At 40.9% G+C, this 20,164-nt stretch carries 15 protein-coding genes and 1 riboswitch; of the genes, 8 read left to right on the top strand and 7 right to left on the bottom strand.

All coding sequences use genetic code 11. The features are described from left to right. Positions 1 to 80 precede the first annotated feature (80 nt). The 3 genes from Q91_RS04655 to Q91_RS04645 all read left to right on the top strand — a co-directional run bounded on the left by Q91_RS04655 (position 81) and on the right by Q91_RS04645 (position 5,186). Positions 81 to 977, top strand: coding sequence for a LysR family transcriptional regulator (locus Q91_RS04655; RefSeq protein WP_015005730.1), 897 nt, complete (start codon positions 81 to 83; stop codon positions 975 to 977). Between the two features lie 31 nt (positions 978 to 1,008). Then, positions 1,009 to 1,148: riboswitch (cobalamin riboswitch) on the top strand. Positions 1,149 to 1,248: 100 nt separating this feature from the next. Further along, positions 1,249 to 4,041, top strand: coding sequence for a ribonucleoside-diphosphate reductase subunit alpha (locus Q91_RS04650; RefSeq protein WP_015005729.1), 2,793 nt, complete (start codon positions 1,249 to 1,251; stop codon positions 4,039 to 4,041). A gap of 35 nt (positions 4,042 to 4,076) precedes the next feature. Then, complete coding sequence (locus tag Q91_RS04645) at positions 4,077 to 5,186, top strand: ribonucleotide-diphosphate reductase subunit beta (RefSeq protein ID WP_015005728.1); 1,110 nt, start codon at positions 4,077 to 4,079, stop codon at positions 5,184 to 5,186. Positions 5,187 to 5,297: 111 nt separating this feature from the next. Here Q91_RS04645 and Q91_RS04640 read toward each other — a convergent pair whose 3' ends face one another. Then, a complete protein-coding gene (locus Q91_RS04640) occupies positions 5,298 to 5,966 on the bottom strand; it encodes a DUF502 domain-containing protein (protein WP_232228571.1) in 669 nt (222 codons plus the stop codon). A gap of 2 nt (positions 5,967 to 5,968) precedes the next feature. Between Q91_RS04640 and Q91_RS04635 the strand changes: the two genes are divergently transcribed. From Q91_RS04635 to Q91_RS04620, 5 genes are all read left to right on the top strand, one after another. Then, the gene (locus Q91_RS04635) at positions 5,969 to 8,383 is read left to right on the top strand and encodes a fatty acid cis/trans isomerase (protein ID WP_041230499.1); all 2,415 of its coding nucleotides are present in this window, start codon (positions 5,969 to 5,971) and stop codon (positions 8,381 to 8,383) included. 239 nt (positions 8,384 to 8,622) lie between these two features. Further along, positions 8,623 to 8,823 carry a CsbD family protein gene (locus Q91_RS04630; protein ID WP_015005725.1) on the top strand — a complete coding sequence of 67 codons (201 nt, stop codon included), beginning with the start codon at positions 8,623 to 8,625 and terminating at the stop codon, positions 8,821 to 8,823. Positions 8,824 to 8,901: 78 nt separating this feature from the next. Further along, a complete protein-coding gene (locus Q91_RS11475; RefSeq protein ID WP_015005724.1) occupies positions 8,902 to 9,066 on the top strand; it encodes a DUF1328 domain-containing protein in 165 nt (54 codons plus the stop codon). A gap of 130 nt (positions 9,067 to 9,196) precedes the next feature. Further along, positions 9,197 to 9,373: a hypothetical protein gene (locus tag Q91_RS11605; RefSeq protein ID WP_015005723.1), complete on the top strand. Its 177-nt coding sequence runs from the start codon at positions 9,197 to 9,199 to the stop codon at positions 9,371 to 9,373. A gap of 410 nt (positions 9,374 to 9,783) precedes the next feature. Beyond that, positions 9,784 to 10,509, top strand: coding sequence for a Crp/Fnr family transcriptional regulator (locus Q91_RS04620; RefSeq protein ID WP_015005722.1), 726 nt, complete (start codon positions 9,784 to 9,786; stop codon positions 10,507 to 10,509). Positions 10,510 to 10,535: 26 nt separating this feature from the next. Here Q91_RS04620 and Q91_RS04615 read toward each other — a convergent pair whose 3' ends face one another. The 6 genes from Q91_RS04615 to Q91_RS04590 all read right to left on the bottom strand — a co-directional run bounded on the left by Q91_RS04615 (position 10,536) and on the right by Q91_RS04590 (position 20,058). Then, positions 10,536 to 11,882, bottom strand: coding sequence for a DUF2254 domain-containing protein (locus tag Q91_RS04615; RefSeq protein ID WP_015005721.1), 1,347 nt, complete (start codon positions 11,880 to 11,882; stop codon positions 10,536 to 10,538). Then, positions 11,879 to 13,711 carry a sodium:proton antiporter gene (locus tag Q91_RS04610; protein WP_015005720.1) on the bottom strand — a complete coding sequence of 611 codons (1,833 nt, stop codon included), beginning with the start codon at positions 13,709 to 13,711 and terminating at the stop codon, positions 11,879 to 11,881. The genes Q91_RS04615 and Q91_RS04610 overlap by 4 nt, the downstream gene beginning before the upstream one ends. Positions 13,712 to 13,937: 226 nt before the next feature. Continuing rightward, a complete protein-coding gene (locus tag Q91_RS04605; protein WP_238538371.1) occupies positions 13,938 to 14,114 on the bottom strand; it encodes a hypothetical protein in 177 nt (58 codons plus the stop codon). Between the two features lie 218 nt (positions 14,115 to 14,332). Next, positions 14,333 to 17,470 (bottom strand): efflux RND transporter permease subunit, encoded by a 3,138-nt coding sequence (locus Q91_RS04600; RefSeq protein ID WP_015005718.1) that lies wholly within the window; start codon positions 17,468 to 17,470, stop codon positions 14,333 to 14,335. Further along, positions 17,463 to 18,785: an efflux RND transporter periplasmic adaptor subunit gene (locus tag Q91_RS04595; RefSeq protein ID WP_015005717.1), complete on the bottom strand. Its 1,323-nt coding sequence runs from the start codon at positions 18,783 to 18,785 to the stop codon at positions 17,463 to 17,465. The genes Q91_RS04600 and Q91_RS04595 overlap by 8 nt, the downstream gene beginning before the upstream one ends. Beyond that, positions 18,778 to 20,058, bottom strand: a complete 1,281-nt coding sequence (locus Q91_RS04590) for a TolC family protein (RefSeq protein WP_015005716.1) — start codon at positions 20,056 to 20,058, stop codon at positions 18,778 to 18,780. Before Q91_RS04590 ends, Q91_RS04595 begins: the two co-directional genes overlap by 8 nt. Positions 20,059 to 20,164 lie beyond the last annotated feature (106 nt).

The raw sequence follows: 20,164 nt of genomic DNA, 5'->3' as shown, positions 1-20,164 counted from the left end.
TTATGTTGCGAGAAGTATCCAGCAAGCATAGAATTGAATCAATCTCATAATTTTCACCATTAAGTTGAAATAAATTCACCATGATCTTAGAAATTCGACACCTCAGGGCCATTTACACCATTGCCCGCAGTAAAAACCTTAATCAAGCCGCACAAAAGCTTCATCTGACACCATCGGCCTTATCACACCAAATAAAAACAATTGAGAACCACTTTGAAACGACGCTGTTTTTCCGCCAACACAAGCCCCTCGGGCTTACTGATGCGGGGCAACGCTTATTAGATCTAGCTGAGCGAGTATTACCGTTGGTTGAAAACACCGAGCATGAGCTTAAACAAATTGCTAATGGCAAAGCAGGAAGGCTTTTTATTACCATTGAATGTCATGCCTGTTTTGAATGGTTATTACCAACCTTAGAGCAATACCGCAAGCAATGGCCAGACATCCATATTGATATCAAACTCGGTATGAGTTTTAATCCGCTACCGGCGCTGAGTCGTGGTGAAATTGACTTAGTTATTAGTACCGACCCAGTTGATAAACCAGGTCTTTCATTCTTAACGCTGTTTCCGTATCAAGCCTTGTTAGTGATGAATGATCAGCATCCATTGAAAGATAAAGCCTTCATTAACGCAGAAGACTTAGCCGAGCAAACGCTTATTACCTACCCAGTTGAGCGTAGTCGCCTTGATGTATTTAGACACTACCTAGACCCTGCCAATGTAGAACCCGCGCAAGTTCGTCAGGTTGAGTTAACCACAATGATGATGCAATTAATTGCCGTTGGCCAAGGGGTGGCTGCCCTACCCGACTGGTTATTGGATGCGCCAACAACAGCACAGTCATTAATTGGAAAACCACTGGGCGCTAAGGGCATGCATGGGATGTTACATGCTGCTTGCCGTGACCAAGATATTGAAACACCTTATATCAGTGCCTTTATTGAATTAGCACGGGGGTTCAAAAATAAAAAATAACAAGCACTTGTAAATACATTAATTTTACATTATCTTGCTAGCCAAGAAACATTTAAGCACTATATATAGTATTTGAGGGGAATCTGGTTAGAATCCAGAACTGTCGCGCAACGGTGTTGTGAATCTTATATTCACTCAGTCCGATTACCTCTATTTTTTGCCAAGCCTCGCGTTAAGGATTGTAATCAGTGATGTATCAGCCCCGTATTGATATCACTTTTTCCCATTGTTGCCTCGAGGTTTGCCTAATAATCAACCTGAGGATTTAACAATGAACGATCTTTCTGTCGCTTTAACAACAGATCATCCAGCAGCTGCGCAAGCTGTCAACTATCAAGTTATTCGCCGCAACGGGCAACTAACCCAATTCGATGTTAATAAAATTTATATTGCCATCAGTAAAGCCTTATTGGCGGTAGAAGGTGAACATACACAACAATCTAGTCATATTCACGATCTTGCCACTCAACTAAGCAGCCAAGTACAACAGGCTATTGTTAGGCATCTATCGATAAGTGACACCATTCATATCGAAAGCATACAAGACCAAGTGGAATTAGCACTGATGCGCGCCGACTTACATAAGGTAGCCCGTGCCTATGTTTTGTATCGTGAACAACGATCCGCTGAACGCTCTGCCGAAGAAACAGCTGAACAATCCAGTTGGCAAATTCGCATCCAGCAAGTTGACCAGTCCCTTCAGGCCTTTAATGAAGAATCGCTGAGCAACTTAATATCAGAGTGCGCAGAAGGGCTTAATGATATTTCAGTCGAACGAGTAATCAACGAAATTAAAAATAACCTTTTTGATGAAATGCCCGAGTCCGCCTTCCAACAAGCCATTGTTATGGGTGCCAGAGGCTTGATTGACACAGACCCCGACTATAGCCAATTGGCAGCAAGGTTGCTGCTTAATAATTTACGCACCGAGGCATTAAGTTTTACTCACCAACAAACCACCAGCCGAAGCCAAGCTGAGATGCTCGCCGACTATCCTGAGTATTTCAAAGCTTATATCAACAAAGCCGTTTCATTAAACTTATTAGATGAAGAATTATCAAGATTCGACCTAGATAAGCTAGCCGAGGCGCTACAAAGTGAGCGTGATTTTAATTTTAGTTACCTTGGTTTACAAACACTCTACGACCGTTATTTCATTCACACAAAAGACACCCGTTTTGAGTTACCACAAGCCTTTTTTATGCGCGTAGCAATGGGCTTAGCAATTAATGAGGTTGAGCGAGAAGAACGAGCGATTGAGTTTTATCAATTACTCTCATCTTTTGACTTTATGAGTTCGACACCAACCTTATTTAATGCGGGCACACCAAGGCCACAACTGTCCAGCTGCTACCTCACCACCGTTAAGGATGATTTGGCCGATATTTACTCATCTTTCAGAGATAACGCCTTACTCTCTAAATATGCCGGTGGGCTAGGCAATGATTGGACGCAAGTTCGTGCCTTAGGCGCTGAGATCAAAGGGACCAATGGCCAATCTCAAGGAGTGATTCCCTTTTTAAAAGTCGCCAATGACACCGCGGTTGCGGTTAATCAAGGCGGCAAACGTAAAGGGGCTGTTTGTGCCTACCTTGAAACATGGCATATTGATATTGAAGCCTTTTTAGAGCTTCGAAAAAACACCGGTGATGAGCGCCGCCGAACCCACGATATGAATACCGCCAACTGGATCCCTGATCTATTTATGCAACGCGTTATCGAACAAGATGATTGGACTCTTTTTTCACCCGACGAAGTGCCCCACCTTCATGCCTTAACTGGTGAAGCCTTTAAAAAGGCGTACCAGCTGTGCGAGCAGAAAGCTCAGCAAGGCGAGATAAAATTACATAAAACCATCAAAGCAGTAGATCTTTGGCGAAAAATGCTGGGCATGTTATTTGAAACCGGTCACCCTTGGATTACCTTTAAAGACCCTTGTAACATTCGCTATACCAATCAGCATGTCGGTGTTGTTAACAGCTCGAATCTTTGTACCGAAATCACCTTACATACCAGTGAGCAAGAAATTGCTGTTTGCAATTTGGGTTCTATCAATCTACCCGCCCATCTACAGGGTAACGAACTGGATCTTGTACATTTAGAAAAAACAATTACCACCGCCATGCGAATGCTCGATAACGTGATTGATTACAATTATTACAGTGTCCCGCAAGCGCGCAACTCAAACTTAAAGCATCGCCCAGTTGGCCTGGGCATAATGGGCTTTCAAGACAGTTTACAACAATTAAAAATACCCTACAGCAGTGAACAAGCGGTTGAGTTTGCTGATAAATCAATGGAGTTAATCAGCTATTACGCCATTAGCGCCTCCTGTAAGTTAGCCGCTGAACGGGGTTCCTACCCTAGTTTCAAAGGCTCTTTATGGAGCAAAGGCATTTTACCGATTGACTCATTAAAAACGCTGGCTGAGCTGCGTGGCCAGTATTTACAAGTTGACCAAAGTCAAACCCTAGACTGGGACAGCTTACGCCAGCAAGTAATGAACACAGGTATGCGAAATAGTAACTGTTTGGCGATTGCACCAACGGCCACGATCTCAAATATTTGCGGCGTTTCGCAATCTATCGAGCCAACCTATCAAAACATGTTTGTTAAATCTAATCTGTCTGGTGAGTTTACTGTTATCAATACTCATTTGGTGGCTGATCTCAAAGAGCTTGGCCTGTGGGATGAGGTCATGATTAATGACTTAAAGTACTACGACGGTTCTGTGCAACACATTGAACGTGTACCTGAAGCACTTAAAGCCCTTTATGCAACAGCATTTGAAATAGATTCGCGCTGGCTCATTGAAGCGGCTGGGCGGCGACAAAAATGGCTTGATCAATCACAAAGTCTCAACCTTTATATGGCTGAAGCATCAGGCCAAAAACTCGATAGTCTCTACATGCTCGCTTGGGCAAGAGGCCTAAAGTGTACCTATTATTTGCGCTCCATAGGGGCGACCCATATGGAACAAAATGATAATCATAACGACGCGACGTCCGAACAAGCACCGCAGGTCTGCTCTATCTTAGACCCTGATTGTGATGCCTGCCAGTAGGCCATCACCTAACATGTAAATTAAGAGGAATTATGATGCTAAATTGGAATGATCCATTTGCGAAAAACTCAAGCAAAGAAAACACATCAAGCAACAAACCCACTGTCAACCAAGCGCAAGCTGCTACGTCTTCACGGCCAGCTAACTCGCCAATTAACCCAGAAGATAAACGGGTAATTAATGGCATGGCTGACATTAACCAACTGGCCCCCTTTAAATATCACTGGGCATGGAATTACTTTATCAATGCGAATAAAAATCATTGGACACCGTTAGATGTCAATATGACTCAAGATATTCATGATTATCAACATAAACTAACGCCCGAAGAGCGCCATGTTTATGAAAATGTTTTAGCTTACCTGACCACCTCGGACATTCTCGCCATGAGAAATATCGGATTGGCAGTGATGGAAAAGATGAGTGCGCCCGAGCTACAAATTTATCAGGCTCGACAAGTGTATGAAGAAGCTATGCACACATGGACCTACCAACATTGCATAGAAACCATTGGGCTTGACCAATCGGAGATTTACAACCGCTATCGCGTTGTGCCGCAAATACATCATAAAATTCAATTGTGTAATCAACGGCTGGGCTCAATTATGCGCCCCGACATTGATTTAACGAATAAAGATGAACTGCAAAACTTTGTCATGGCGTATTTCTTTTTTGCTGCCATTTTTGAAGGAACTTGGTTTTATAACGGCTTTAGCCCCATTTTTGCCTTACAACGGCGTGGTTTAATGAAGGGAACTGCCGAGCAACTTCAATATATTATGCGCGATGAAGTCATGCACTGCTCTTTTGGTCTGCGCGTTATCAAACAAATTTTAATTGAAGAAAATATCCAGTTAGACCCACAGGCAGTACAAGCACTTTGGGAGGAAGCTGAAGCCGCCGAGCTTGACTATGCCAACTACCTGCTAGAGAAGCCCATTTTAGGCTACAACAAAGCTGACCATATTGAGCAGTTTCGCTTTATTGCCAACCGACGCTCACGCACCTTGGCATTAAAAGAGCCCTTTCCAGGCGCAAAAAACACCCTAGCATGGTTAGATGAGCAAGCTAATTTGCGTAAAGAAAAAAACTTCTTTGAAACACGCGTGACCGAATATCAAACTGGTGGTGCATTAAATTGGTAAATTAAAAATCGTCTTATAAAGGTGTTATCAATAAAAGGTTTGCCGACAATGATAGTTGCGGCAAACCTTCACCCTTAGATAAAAACACACTTGATTGATGCTTTTTATAAACTATGGAGCTGTTTTCTTTTTAGACAAGCCGGCTGTCAATACTTGGCGCATAGCATCTTCTACAGACATATCGATGAGCTGAATATTCTCTTTTGATATATACACAGTAAACCCGCCTATTTGGTAGCTCATGGGTAGATAGACGGCCACTTTATCATCAGGCATATCAACACCAGGAAGCTCACCTGCCTCACTGACCATAAACCCGATTAATTGCATATTATTAATGCTAACCATCACCACTTTTTTAAGCTCTTTTTGCTCGCCTGATGGTGAAAAATAGTGCATAAAGTCGCGAAGTGCGCCATACACTGACTTTATCAATGGAATTCTTTCTAACAGTTTCTCACCAAGTCCAAATACCCACTTAAAGATCCAAGCATTAACCAATAAACCGACACAAAACAAAAAGCAAATACCGACTAACAAACCGATGCCAGGCACGTAATATTGCTCGGGGATAATGAACATAATTAAAGGACTCACCGTTTTTTCTATTGTCGTCACCAGCCAATAAAAAAAGTACAGAGTTAACAGTGCAGGAAAAACAGCAACACTGCCTTTCAGTAATATCGTCCATAATTTTTTCATAATTAAATTTTCAGTCAGCGATTGTCGAGTAAACTTGTTGGTCTTTAAGGTAATCAACATTATGTAGTAATTTTTCACTCATGCATACAAACACCATTCGTAACAAAAACCTGAACTTTATGGTTTTCTTTTCACTCGTTTTAGTTCTTGCAGCCTGTGAAAAAGACAATAGAACGGCCCCAAGGGTTATCGGCAAACATCAAACCTTCGATTACCACAGCGACATTAAACCTATTCTTGAAAAGAAATGTATTGCTTGTCATGCTTGTTATGACGCTCCTTGTCAACTAAAAATGCAGTCACCTGATGGCCTTGAGCGTGGAGCAACAAAGCAATCGGTGTACGATGCTACCCGTTTAAATGATGCTAGCCCTACTCGATTATCAATCGATGCTCAAAGTGCAAAAGAATGGCGAGAAAAAGGCTTTTTTTCTGTGTTAGAAAAACGTCTACAACACGGGGGAGAGAATAATAATCAGTCCTTGTTTAAAAACATGATTGATTTAGCCTTACAAAACCCGCTAACACCTAATCAGCCGATCCCAAAAAATATTCAACTTGGCTTAAAACGAGAGAATACCTGCCCTGCTCCCGGTGAGTTTTCTGACTACGCAAAAAACAACCCACATGGAGGAATGCCGCTAGCTGTTGCCGGTCTAAATGAAAGCGAGGCACAGACCTTAAGCACTTGGCTGAGTGAGGGCGCTAAAATCGTCACAAAGAACATCGATATTTCACCAGAACATCAGGCAATGATTGTCCAGTGGGAAACTTGGTTAAACAGTAACGATAAACGTACAGCATTGGTAGCACGCTATTTATATGAACACCTTTTCTTAGGCCATTTATATTTCGATCAAGTCAACCAATCTGCCGGTAACTCACCCAACGCAGGCATACAGTTTTATTCACTGGTGAGATCTTATACTCCCAGCGGTCAAAAAATTATGCCTGTTAATACAGCAAGACCGTTTGACGATGTAAATCAGGCTTTTTATTATCGTTTAAAAGCTATTGAAGAAACCATTGTGCATAAAACCCATATTCCATATAGGTTTGATCAACAACGCTTAAAACACTTTAAACAATTATTCATGACTCCTGGGTGGTCTGTCGACAAACTTCCCGGCTATTCTTATTTAGAAAGGTCAAACCCTTTTATCACTTATCAGGCTATTCCAGCAAAAGCCCGTTACCGTTTTCTACTAGATAACGCCGAATTTTTTATACGCAACTTTATTCGCGGCCCAGTCTGCCGAGGGCAAATAGCAACCAATGTTATCCGTGACCAATTTTGGGTTATGTTTGAAAACCCAAAACATGAGGTCTACACCAATAACCCTGATTACCAACATGCAATGAATCCTTACTTAGGGCTGCCAGGTGAAAAAACATCCTTACTGGATTTTGGTAGCCAATGGATGAAATATGAGACCAAACGAAACCAATATATAGGTCAGCGTCAACTCACCTATCAAAAAATATTTCCACAAGGTGCAACCAAGGAACATATATGGAATGGGGAACAGGTCAATGACAATGCTTTCCTTACCGTGTTTCGCCACCACGATAACGCTTCTGTTACAAAGGGATGGAAGGGAGAATTACCATTAACCACGTGGCTAATGGATTATCCCTTACTCGAAAGAACCTATTATGAATTAGTAGTCAGTTTTAATGTGTTTGGTAGCGCTTCTCATCAAACACAAACTCGGCTCTATTTTGATTTAATTCGTAATAGTTCAGAAGTTAATTTCTTGCGCTTAATGCCTGCTGATTACCGAGAACCACTGTATAAAAAATGGTACCCAACCTTCGCCAATATTAAAACCGAGTTTACCTATCATGATATAGATATAGATTCGCCGGTAGCCATTAACTACGAGACAAAAGAGCCTTACTCAGAATTACTTACGTCACAACTAAATGACTACCCAGCATTAAGCAAAGCAAAAGATAGTATTAACCGCTGTGATGCTGAATGTCATGAAGCAGCCAGCCTTAAAAAAGAAACGTTCGAACATCAAGGTACTCAAATAAACCAGTTACTCTCTAAGCTTGCCAGCACCCCTGCTTCGCAATTAAAGGCAATCAACTGGTTACCAGAAATCAGCTTTATTAAAATTGAACAGCTAGACGGTCAGTTTTTGTCTTACAGCATGTTAAAAAACCGTCGTCACAGTAGTGTCTCCTTTATTTTAGGTGAATCTTTAAGGCACCAAGATCAGCAAGATACCTTAGCTATTTTCCCTGAATTAATTGGCAGCTACCCTAACCTAATGTTTGTTATTAGCATCAAAGAGCTAAATGATTTTGTTTTTGCCTTATCTCAAGCAGACACCCCTGAGGCATTTGATGCCGTGATTAATAAATGGGGTATTCGACGCATGAATCCAAATTTCTGGAACGTTTTGCATGATTTCACCACATCACTTAATACTAAGCGGCCATTAGAATCAGGAATATATGACATAAATCGTTATGGGCGATGGTAGGTATGATGAATGCCAACCTAAAAATAGCCTGACACCCTATTTACCTGAAAAATAAACACATGTCATTGTTTTTAAAGAGCACCCAAGCTCACTATCTGCATACCGACAAGCTTCTTAGCCAAAGATAGAAAACTTTAATCTGCTTTAAAGTTTTTCATTTCAAGCCTTGTTATTGTTTAAACCGTAAGTCGAAAAGCACAATATTTTGTGTGTTAGTTTAACTATTAATGGAGTAACAAATGAATACCGATATTTTAAAAGGCAAATGGAAGCAACTCAAAGGTAAGGCGCAACAGCAATGGGGTGAATTAACTGATAAAGACGTAGATATTATTGAAGGCAATACTGAAATACTATCTGGAAAATTGCAAGAACGTTATGGTATTGAAAAAGATGAAGCAGATAGACAAGTTCAGGCCTGGTTTAAGAAATACAACTAACTAATCTAAAGGGTTAAGGTTTCTAGCAACTGATCCTTAAAGCTGGGCATTAAAGTTTACTTAAAAAAAGAAGCTAATATGTTTAATTGGGCTGTCATATTCTTGATTATAGCTATAGTAGCGGGCGTACTAGAACTTAGCGGTATTGCAGGCACTGCCAGCAATATAGCTTGGATATTATTCGTCGTTGGCATTGTTTTAGCCATTATTTTTATGATTACCGGGCGTAAACCAAAGATATAAATACCTTGGCTAATCATACAATTCGTGAGCCTAAAGGCTAATGAATAAAACTTAGGTGTCACAAAGATCCTAATTTTTGTTAGTATCTTTAGTGCACTACCATTATGAAATAAAAAATATAGGGAGTACGATGAAATTACTACATATGTTTACCATTATTATCACACTTGCATTTGCTATCACGGTGTCAGGTTGTGAGCCAGACGGCCCTGCTGAAAATGCTGGTGAAAAAATCGACAACATGACAGAAGATGCTGCTGAAAGCATCGAAAATGCTGGAGAGAAACTACAAGAGAAAGTTAATTAAAACTGATTTACTCTATCAATAGATAGTGTATTAACCCCACAGTTTTAATTGTTTTTATTTCCAAATACTCTTTAGTATTGGTCTAATCGTTAGGCTTGCTACGGTAAGCCTAACGATCTAGACACACTAAGTACTTATTATTTCCACTTTTAAGTCGCTCAGCTTATTCTAGCGCCGCAGTAATAAACCTCTTTTTTGCGTTATAAGCCATCGCTTCATAAAGCGCGTCATTATTGTCAGCTAACGCACTTGTTCCATTATCCTTTCCCACACCTTCTTAAAAGACTTTAACCGGCATACTGATGAAAGGTGTAATATGATCAAGGCTTATCGTTTATGTCATTGGTTCTTAACATCATTGATATCATTAAACGTTAAACAACACCTCACTCAAAAACAAGCAGGCCATCATGAGTTGTTTAGTTTCACGACTACGTTACTACCTAGACATCAGTGAAGATGATGAAAAGCTAGTTTTAGAACTTGAAAAACAAGAGGTTAATTACAAAGCACGTAGAACGCTTAATTTACAACAACAAAAAAACAATTTGTTTATATTAAAGCGTGGCTGGCTCTATCGTTATGCTGACTTACAGGACGGCAGACGACAGGTATTACGTGTTCATTACCCTGGTGATATTATCGGGCTTACTGATATTGCCATGTGCGAAACATTCGGTGACCTTGCAACTGCCACAGACGTTACCTTGTGCCCTTTTCAAAAAAAGCACCTTGATAAGGTCTTTATCCAGTCCCCAAGGTTAACGGCACTCATTTTTAGCTTAGGCATGTTAGAAGAAGCTATTTTACTAGACAGAATAACCATGATAGCCAGGAACAACGCCGTCAACCGCGTGGCAAACTACATGCTTGAGCTATACTCAAGACAAAAAATCCATACCAATAACACGGTATTTACAACCTTCAATATGCCGTTAACTCAAGATGTTATTGCAGACGCATTAGGCTTAACAAATGTCAGTGTCAGCAATGCATTTGCGCAATTAAAACAAGAAAATAAAATCCTTAACCATCGAAAAAAAATAACCATCTTAGATCCGGACAAGCTCAAGAAGGACTTGAATTTTATCGATCGTTTTTTTGAAATTGACACCAGCTGGTTTCCAAACGCATAAAGGGCAGGAAATATAGTGTAATAAGGTTAAGTTAGCAGTGTAGATTCTTTTGTATTCAACGACACATTAATCACATCGTATAACTCTTTAATATCTTCCTTATCTTTTAGAGCAATGACATCATCGGTATTAACTGAGGAGATGGCTTCAGCTTGAACCTTCAACGCCTCCATATGCTCTTTGGTTTGAGATTGTAGAATTAACTTATTCAACATTTGTAATAAACAGATTACAACCGCAATGTCATTTTTACCATGCTGACGAATTTGGTCGAATGATGTATCGACAATCCCTCTAAATGTAAATGGCTTTAACTCTAACCTTAACTGCCCACTATCGTCTAAATGATATTGTGTTGGGAATTGGCGCTGCATTAAAAAAGCAATATTTTCACCCAATTTTTTAATACAGCTAATAGCTGTAAAAGGGTCATTAATACCTGGCGATAAAGCCCTTACCGCAACCTCTACTAATTGCCGAACAGCAAATTCCGGGTCTTGCTCAGGCGTTCCTTCACTACCGATTAACAAATGAGTATTGATGTCTTTTTCTATCTCTTCAATCTGGTCGCTTGCTAAGCAATGGGCAATAACGCTATTTGTCAGAATAAAATCACCAGGTTTGATGATAAATTTAATAACATAATCATTATCTGTCGCGCATTTGACTAAGTTGTCGGTATCAATTGCTTGTAAATAACCCGATGTCGTTGAATATATATCCTCACCTTTTTGTTCAAACTTTTTAGTTAAATCATCAGGTATATCGAATTGAATCGACTGGCTATTTTTATCAGCCTTATTTGGAAATGTGCAATTCATCTGTGTCACTAATTCGTTATTAACTTCAGTAATAACGGTCTCGGCTTGTATAGCAACAGCAATGTGATGAATAAAAAATACTAATAACAATAAATTGAAAATGAGGATCGTTAACAAGCTCATCATGGAGAAAAATGGCGTTGTTTTATCAAGCTCCATAGAGCCCGTAAATTGCAACATCAAAATACAATAAAGAAAGGTGCCTATAAAACAACCAAGAACTAATTGGTTAAACCTATCTGACATGAAATTTCTTAGTAACCTCGGCCCAAATTGTTGTGAGGCAAGTGTCAACGAGGCAATCGTTATTGAAAAAGAAACACCTGCAACACCGAGTATAGACGTAGCGGAAACACTCAATAAAGTTCTAATATTTGAAGCACTGTTAAAGTATAGATATAACTCAGGCAATTCGATATGCCTGGCATACAGTGTTTTATCTAAATAAACGTTAAGAAAAGCCAGCCCCGCTCCGCTTATTAGCAAGAGTAAAGGGATCACCCAAAAGTTCGAACTTAAAACCTCAAAAAAATGAATAATTCGTGTTTTCATCTCTCGCCACTGTTTATCTTTTTAGTATCGGTTTGTGGTGGAACATAACTCATTAAAATAGCTATATCTTCTGGTTCTATATTTTGATCCCACGGATAAAAATTGACAAAGCCCGCCTTCGTGATTAAACAAATTAATTTTGTAGATTCGGGGTTACTGTTTAAATAATCGTCTAGTGTGTATTCCTCCGTTAGTGGCGTACTTTTAAATGTCCACCCCTCAGCATACGTCTTTTTAAAATACTCATCATCCACCCCATCGATAAACAAACGATCCCCACCGATCGCCTCACTGGGCTTATTAACACTTTCATCGCTTAATTTATCAACATTAGACCAGCGCAGTTCGTACACATTTCGTTTCCCAAGTTCTGGCGCAAAAAGCGAACAGATTAACGTGTTGTAGGCTTCATTGGGTGTTACAGCAACTAATTTGGTAAAGTGCGCAAGCTCTAGAACCTCTTCTGTTCTTTCGGATAAAACCTCACCATAATGAATGGGAATGTTTTGCATCCTAGCAGATTCTAGCTGCGCCCATTGCGTGTCTATTAGCATTACTGGAATGTCATTTTTTTGTAATTCAACTGCTAAACGTGTACTCCAATCGGCGGCTCCAACAATCATAATTCCGTCTGGGTGAATAGATGCTAAATTTAACTTGCGAGCCAGCCAACCAATAGTCAACCCATGTAAGAGCACCGTCATAATAATCAAAGCAAAAACCATGGGAAGTAATAACTCTGCATCCGCATAGCCTATTTTGCTTAACTCTGAGCCAAACAAACCTGCAACTGACGCTGCAACAATGCCACGAGGAGCAATCCAAGCAAGTAACGCCCTTTCTTGTTTACTAATGTCAGTACCTATAGTTGAAAGATAAACAGCAAGCGGCCGGAAAATGAAAATTACCAGCGCTAACACTAACCAACTTTGCCACTGCAGATACTTTATTATTTCGGGGTCAATATCCGCAGTCAGTACAATAAAAGTAGATGAAACCAATAAAATGGTGACATATTCTTTAAAACGTTTTAGCTCATGTAAAGTCTTTAGGTTTTGGTTAGCCAGCGTAATCCCCAAGATAGTCGTGGCTAATAAGCCCGCTTCACTTTGTACTTTATTGGCCAACGTATATACCAGTAATACCGCAACCAATATTAATGGAGACTTCAAATACTCAGGAACAAGACCTTTGCGAAAAGAACGGGCAATAAACAACCCTAAGCTAACACTCAAAACCAGTGAGACAACAAGGCTAATGGCCAACCCAATAAAAACACCCAGTGCAAGCGTTTCATTTTCGGTTCGTACATAATAACCATAAATCAGCACCACCAATAATGCGCCAATCGGGTCATTCACTATACCTTCCCAACGCAATAAAGATGACGGGCCTTTTTTAAGATTAGCTTGTTTCAGCAAAGGCATTATTACCGTCGGCCCAGTGACTATAATAATAGCGCCAAATATTAACGAGACAGGCCAAGAGACACCGATTAAATAGTGAACTGACAAGCTACCAAATGCAAAGGTTAGTAAAACACTCCACGTTATAAGACGATAAATAACACGACTATTCTGCTTTAATTCATGCCAGCGTAGGCTTAAGCCACCTTCAAATAAAATAACCGCAACACTCAACGCGATCATCGGTTGTAATAACTCACCAAAATCCTCACTGGGGTTAAGCCAGCCGGTTACTGGGCCCATAATAAAACCAGCCGCAATAAGTAGAATCAACGCAGGGATTTTTAAACGCCAACCAATCCACTGTAATGCAATGCCAACAATAAGGATCGAGGCTAATAATTCTGCCATATGATGATTCATTAATAAGTAACCTTGTTTATTTATTGAAAGGAGTGTGCCTTAAGTATGATGAATTTTTTATTAACACCGCGTTTAAACCGCAGCCTATCATTTTAAGCTCTCCTTAGCTTGTATGTATAAAGTGCCTAGTCCAAATTCGTCGTAACAATGTTTAACTCTTCACTCAAAGACAACGTCCTATATGAGAATGGAATTTCAATATTAGCGTCATCAAGCGCACTTTTTATCAAGCGCACCACTTCATCAACGACTGGCTCACCTCTATAAAACTTTTATGCATTTTGCTTTGGCTCAAAATACGCCTAGCAATTATTTTAAATAGCTTTACAACAAAGTAGGTAATAACAAGAAGAATAATAAATACCAACAACTGAGGAAGCAGCTCAAGACCTGGGTTGAGCATTTCGTGCAAAGCTGTTTGTAGTAGTTTAAGTGCTTCCATTGCTCATGTAGTGACGTTTCTTTGTTTCATCCTAAAAACTCGCTTGCCATGATTATCCCTACCGCTTTTTTAATAAAAAAGCTTAATAGATCAGTAACATAACATTATTCTTGCTTTATAGAACATTTTAACTAAATGCCCCGACACCTGATGCCTAAATACTAAAACTGAACAGCGTGTCACGTCTTCTGCTCTTGGTACTGCAATACAAAACTATAAATCACTGGCAATACCAATAAATTCAAAATTAAGACCGTTAACATACCGCCTAACATTGGGGCGGCAATACGATGGGTAACGTCCGAACCAGTACCGCTGCTAAGCATAATAGGGATTAATCCCGCCATGGTTGATACCGCAGTCATCACTACAGGGCGAACACGCTTTGAGGTGGCCTGCTGACACGCTTGTATAAGTTCACCTCGTGTTAGCGGTTGTGTGCTTTTTGTACGCCGTGTAGCTATTTCCATATCAATAAAACTTAACACTAACACGCCTATTTCAGCCGCCATACCCGCTAACGCGATAAACCCCGCATACACCGCTACCGATAAGTTATAGTCATTAAAATACAACATCCAAATACCGCCGATAACGGCAAACGGCAAAGCGAGCATTACAATAATCGGCTCTAAAAGATTACGAAAGTTTAGATACAACAGGATGAAAATAATCATTAACGTGGCTGGCACAACAAGTTGTAATCGCTTCGCTGCTCGTTCCATATATTCAAATTGCCCTGACCAAACAATCGTATAACCTGCAGGTATGTCTACTTGCTCAGCCAACACTTTTTTGGCCTTATCAACAAAACCACCAATATCAGAACTGCTGATATCTACATAGACCCATGCATTGGGGCGTGAGTTTTCACTTTTTATAACCGGCGGGCCTCGTCTATACGTTAAATCAGCTATCTGCACTAAAGGAATTTGGCTGCCTGTTGGTGTTGAAATCAGAACTCGTTTCAAATTTTCCACATCATCACGCAACTCCCTTGGGTAACGCACGTTAACGGGGTACCGCTCTAAGCCTTCTACCGTTTCAGTAACATTCATACCACCAATAGCAGTTTGTATGACATCTTGCACATCACCGGTCGTTAAACCATAACGGGAAGCCGTCGCTCGATTGATATCAACGTCTAAATAATAGCCTCCAACAGCTCGATCACCAAACGCTGAAATAGTTTCTGGTAACGTTTTCATTGCACGCTCAATCTGCCCAGATAAGACCTGAAGTTTATTTAAATCAGGACCAGAGACTTTTATTCCAACCGGTGTTTTAATCCCCGTCGATAACATATCAAGTCGTGTTTTAATCGGCATTGTCCAGGCGTTTGTTAGCCCCGGAAACTGGATTGCCCGGTCCATTTCGGCAGTTAACTGCTGAGTTGTTTTATTCGGGTCCGGCCAATCTTCTTTAGGTTTTAAACGAATAGTTGTTTCTATCATTGAGAGCGGCGCAGAATCGGTTGCCGTTTCGGCCCGTCCTACCTTGCCAAATACGTGGTGCACCTCTGGAAATGTTTTTAAGATTTTATCCGTTTGCTGAAGCACCTCTTTAGCCTTGGTAATAGATATGCCCGGAAAGGTAATCGGCATATATAAAAGGTCCCCCTCATCTAATGGCGGCATAAACTCACTGCCTAATTTTGAAAATGGGTATACAGTCAATAAGATTAAACACAAGGCTAATAAAACCGTTACCTTTCGCCACCGCATGGCTAATCTCAGTGCTGGTGTATGCATGGTGTGCATCACACGGTTAATAGGGTTTTCCTTTTCTGATATTACTTTACCGCGGATGAAATACCCCATCATTACGGGCACCAATGTCACTGCCAATATAGCGGCAGCTGCCATCGCGTAAGAGGCGGTAAAGGCTAACGGGCTAAACATACGGCCTTCTTGCGCTTGCATGGTGAAAATGGGTAAAAAAGATACGGTAATAATAAGCAGGGAGAAGAACAGCGCAGGCCCTACATCACGCGAGGCCGCTGCAATCGTCGTCCAGCGTTCATTATCACTTAGCTTAGCGCCTTTTTCTTTTGTTGCTTGCGCTAGGTGCTTATGTGCGTTTTCCACCATCACAATGGCACCATCAACCATCGTACCAATGGTAATGGCAATACCACCTAAGGACATAATATTAGCGTTTAAGCCTTGCCATTTCATCACGATAAACGCCATAAGAATCCCCATCGGCAGGGTAATAATAGCGACCAAGGCAGAGCGCACATGTAGTAAGAATAAAATAACCACTAAACTAACAACCGCCAATTCTTGGAGAAGAGCCTCATTAAGGCTTGCTACTGCACGTTCGATAAGGTGACCACGGTCATATACAGGCACAATTTCGACCCCTTCAGGGAGCCCTTTTTTTAGCTCGTCTAATTTTTTTCTGACCCCTTCAATGGTTGATAATGCATTTTCACCATAGCGCATAATAACCACACCACCGACTACTTCACCCTCTCCGTTTAACTCAACCACGCCTCGCCTAAGTTCAGGCCCTGTTTGCACATTAGCAATATCTTTTAAACGTATCGGTGTGCCATTACTATCAACAGCAACAGGAATACTATTCAGGTCATCTAACGATCGAATGTAGCCTAAACCACGAACCATATATTCCGTTTCTGCACGCTCAATTAAACGCCCACCCACATCATTATTAGACCGTTTAATGGCTTGTTTAACTTTATTTAACGAGATGCCATAGGCTTGCAATGCATTCGGATCAACTTCAACCTGATATTGTTTGACATAGCCACCCACCGAAGCAACTTCAGACACACCATCAACCGTTTGTAGCGGGTAGCGTAAATACCAGTCTTGAATCGATCTTAATTGGGATAAATCATGTTGTCCGCTTTTATCCACCAAGGCATATTCATACACCCAGCCCACCCCGGTCGCATCTGGGCCCAGTGTCGGCGTTACACCATTAGGCAGTTTACTGTTAACAAAATTCAGCGATTCAAGCACTCGTGAACGCGCCCAATACATATCGGTGCCATCTTCAAAAATAATATAGACAAATGAAAAACCAAAAAAGGAATAGCCACGAACTGTTTTAGACCGAGGAACAGATAACATTGCTGTGGTTAATGGATAAGTCACCTGATCTTCAACCACTTGTGGCGCTTGACCGGGGTATTTGGTAAAAATAATTACTTGCACATCGGACAAGTCGGGGATCGCGTCCAAATAGGTATTTTGATAACTCCAAATGCCTGCCACAGCAACAATCAGCGTGGCCACTAACACCATGAATCGGTTTTTAATCGAGCCGTTGATAATTGCATTAATCATGCGTTATCTCCTGCGGCATCTGCATTTTTGAGCTGCTTGTTTGTTTATCGCTCGACATAGACTCAAGCATTTTTGCCGTGGCCTCACGTAATTTCGATTCAGAATCTATCAAAAACTGAGCCGACGTAACTACCTCTTCGCCCGCTTTTAGCCCCTCTAACACAGCAATTTTGCCATTAGATTCTAACCCTAAGGTTACTAATCTAGGTTCAAACTTTCCTTTATCACGCACCACAAATACCTGATTGCGTGAACCCGATCGAATCACGGATTCAGACGGAATTACCACTTCGTTGGACTGGGGGTTTGCATGGATAGTTAAATCAGCAAACATATTCGGCTTTAGTAATAACTCAGGGTTATCAAACACCAATCGTACTTTAATCGTTCTTGTTTCTGATTCTGCATATGGGTAAATGTAGGCTAAATGACCTTTAAAAATGCGCCCTGGAATACCCACTAATTGCATTTCCACAAGATCACCTTCATTAATCCACGGCAATTCATATTCATAAATATTCGCATACACCCAGACCGTCCTTAAGTCTGCAATCATATAAATTTCTGTTTGAGGGGTGACAAATTGACCGTTACGCGCACCTATTTTCATCACAATCCCTTCTGCTGGGCTATGAATATGAATATTTTTTTTCACCCGACCAGTTTTATCTAATTCCAACAGTTGATGAGCCGGAAAGTCGAAGAGTTTAAGTCGCTCACGTGAACTTTTAAGTAGCTGTTCAGCGCCTTTACGAATTGTGTCTATCGGACTTTTTTCCAAGGCTTTATTATTTTTAAGTGCCAATAAATACTCTTCTTGGCTAGCAACTAATTGTGGCGAATAAATATTAAGTAATTGAGTATCCTTTTTAACCCATTGTCCGGTTTTATCAACGTACATGTCTTCAACCCAGCCCTCAATTTTAGGGTGCAGCCTAACCATGTTCTGCTCGTCATAATCCACTCGGCCAACAGCCCTAACAATATGCGACATTGCCTCTTCTTTAGCCTTAGTCGTTCTTACCCCAATATTTTGCGTTGTAACCCCATCAATTTTAACCGTGCCTACCGGTGCTTTATCCATTTGCTCATCGCCTGCATACACCGGTGTATAGTCCATTCCCATTTCACCTTTTGCAGGGACAGGTGAAGTAATCTCCGGGTTCATCGGGTGACGATAGAATAAAATATCACTTTTTTTCGGTGGTATTGTGCTCGGGGCACTTGTCTGTGGCGTACTTGCAAACCAAAACCCTAAACCCAGCCCCAATGCCAGCATTGCAGGCGCAGCTATCCATAATATCTTGTTACTCATAAATCTCTTCCTTGCCGACAACGGCAATTAATTGTGCCAACACTTGTTGGGCTTCTGTTAAAGCTTTCCAGTATTGGGTTTCATAGTTGTAAAGCGTAATCTGACTTCGCACTAAATTTAAAAAGTCCACCTTGTCCACCTGATAACCCGCCAGCATGGATGCAACCGTTTGTCTGGCTTGAGGAATAATGCCCGTTTTAAATAACAGTACTTGTTGCCTACTCTTTTGATATTGACTATAGGCCGTGGATATTTCGCTATGTACTCGATTCGTTGCATCACGCAAGGAAAACTTTTGTTGCAGCACTTCCTTGTTCCTTTGATCAACCGCTTTTTGCTGTTTATGATCCGTAAAAATTGGCACATTCATACTAAGCCGCACACTAAGCAAGTCAGCACGCTCTTGCCCATTGGGCATATCGTCGCGCACACTATAAAAAGCACCAACATTAAAATCGGGGTAAAAATCCTTTTCTGCTAAGTCTCGTTGTGATTTAGCGGCCTTAACAGATTCACGCTTTACTGCTAGTAAGGCGCGATGTCCATTAGCAAACGCGAATAGTTCAGCTTCTTTTTTTAGAGTCGGCAAATGCTCATCAGGCATAACTGTCAACACTATCGGCTGGTCTGAGGAACGATCAATTAAGCTATTTAAACGTGCCCTAACTGAATCACGCGCGGCTTGTAAGCTAAGTGTATTGTCTAGCAATTTAGACAATTCTAGCTGTGCTAACAACACGTCTTGCTGCAACCCTTGACCCACTTGATATTTAGATTGAGCAATATCCACAAACTGCTGTAATAAACGTTGATTAGCAGCCATTATTTTTAATGCATGATCAAGGTACAACAGACTCCACCACGCTTGTTTCACATCACGCAATAATAACCAACGCGCTTCTACAACCGTATGAGCAGCCGCTTGTGCTTCATGTGTCGCCGTCTGTTCACGTAATGCCAACTTACCAGGAAAAGGAATCTGTTGGGAGAACCCAGCCTGTAACTGAGTCATGTTTTCTTGGCCTACGTCAAAACTATCCGTTGGTAAGTTCAGCGCATTAAAACTGATCACCGGATCAGGTAATGTTGCCACTTGAGATGGAATATAAGCCATCGCCTCAGACCGTGCCCTTATTTCCGCTAGGCTCGGGTTATTTCGTAATGCTAGATCAAGCGCTGTTTGTAATGATAGCGCATCAGAATTTTCAGCTTGGGCGTTGCTAAATATTGCTATCAATATAGTTAATTGTGCCCACCTTCTCAATAAATCCATATTATCCTCATCTCTTCAAACGTTGACTTTGTGTTATCAACAAAGGGTATTGAGGGTTCTTAACCGGTAAGATAAACAACTAAAACTAGACGCGTAGTTCTTCTAC

The sequence above is a fragment of the Cycloclasticus sp. P1 genome (assembly GCF_000299965.1).
GTDB lineage: Bacteria > Pseudomonadota > Gammaproteobacteria > Methylococcales > Cycloclasticaceae > Cycloclasticus > Cycloclasticus pugetii.
This window is presented reverse-complemented; position numbering and strand designations above follow the sequence as displayed.

What these genes read in the sequence shown, in the direction of transcription:
- Q91_RS04610 (WP_015005720.1), bottom strand. Translation starts at nt 13,711, where the DNA reads ATGAATCATCATATGGCAGAATTATTAGCCTCGATCCTTATTGTTGGC.
- Q91_RS04600 (WP_015005718.1), bottom strand. Translation starts at nt 17,470, where the DNA reads ATGATTAATGCAATTATCAACGGCTCGATTAAAAACCGATTCATGGTG.
- Q91_RS04590 (WP_015005716.1), bottom strand. Translation starts at nt 20,058, where the DNA reads ATGGATTTATTGAGAAGGTGGGCACAATTAACTATATTGATAGCAATA.
- Q91_RS04630 (WP_015005725.1), top strand. Translation starts at nt 8,623, where the DNA reads ATGAATACCGATATTTTAAAAGGCAAATGGAAGCAACTCAAAGGTAAG.
- Q91_RS04655 (WP_015005730.1), top strand. Translation starts at nt 81, where the DNA reads ATGATCTTAGAAATTCGACACCTCAGGGCCATTTACACCATTGCCCGC.
- Q91_RS04605 (WP_238538371.1), bottom strand. Translation starts at nt 14,114, where the DNA reads ATGCTCAACCCAGGTCTTGAGCTGCTTCCTCAGTTGTTGGTATTTATT.
- Q91_RS04635 (WP_041230499.1), top strand. Translation starts at nt 5,969, where the DNA reads ATGCATACAAACACCATTCGTAACAAAAACCTGAACTTTATGGTTTTC.
- Q91_RS11605 (WP_015005723.1), top strand. Translation starts at nt 9,197, where the DNA reads ATGAAATTACTACATATGTTTACCATTATTATCACACTTGCATTTGCT.
- Q91_RS04645 (WP_015005728.1), top strand. Translation starts at nt 4,077, where the DNA reads ATGCTAAATTGGAATGATCCATTTGCGAAAAACTCAAGCAAAGAAAAC.
- Q91_RS04615 (WP_015005721.1), bottom strand. Translation starts at nt 11,882, where the DNA reads ATGAAAACACGAATTATTCATTTTTTTGAGGTTTTAAGTTCGAACTTT.
- Q91_RS04595 (WP_015005717.1), bottom strand. Translation starts at nt 18,785, where the DNA reads ATGAGTAACAAGATATTATGGATAGCTGCGCCTGCAATGCTGGCATTG.
- Q91_RS04650 (WP_015005729.1), top strand. Translation starts at nt 1,249, where the DNA reads ATGAACGATCTTTCTGTCGCTTTAACAACAGATCATCCAGCAGCTGCG.
- Q91_RS04620 (WP_015005722.1), top strand. Translation starts at nt 9,784, where the DNA reads ATGAGTTGTTTAGTTTCACGACTACGTTACTACCTAGACATCAGTGAA.
- Q91_RS11475 (WP_015005724.1), top strand. Translation starts at nt 8,902, where the DNA reads ATGTTTAATTGGGCTGTCATATTCTTGATTATAGCTATAGTAGCGGGC.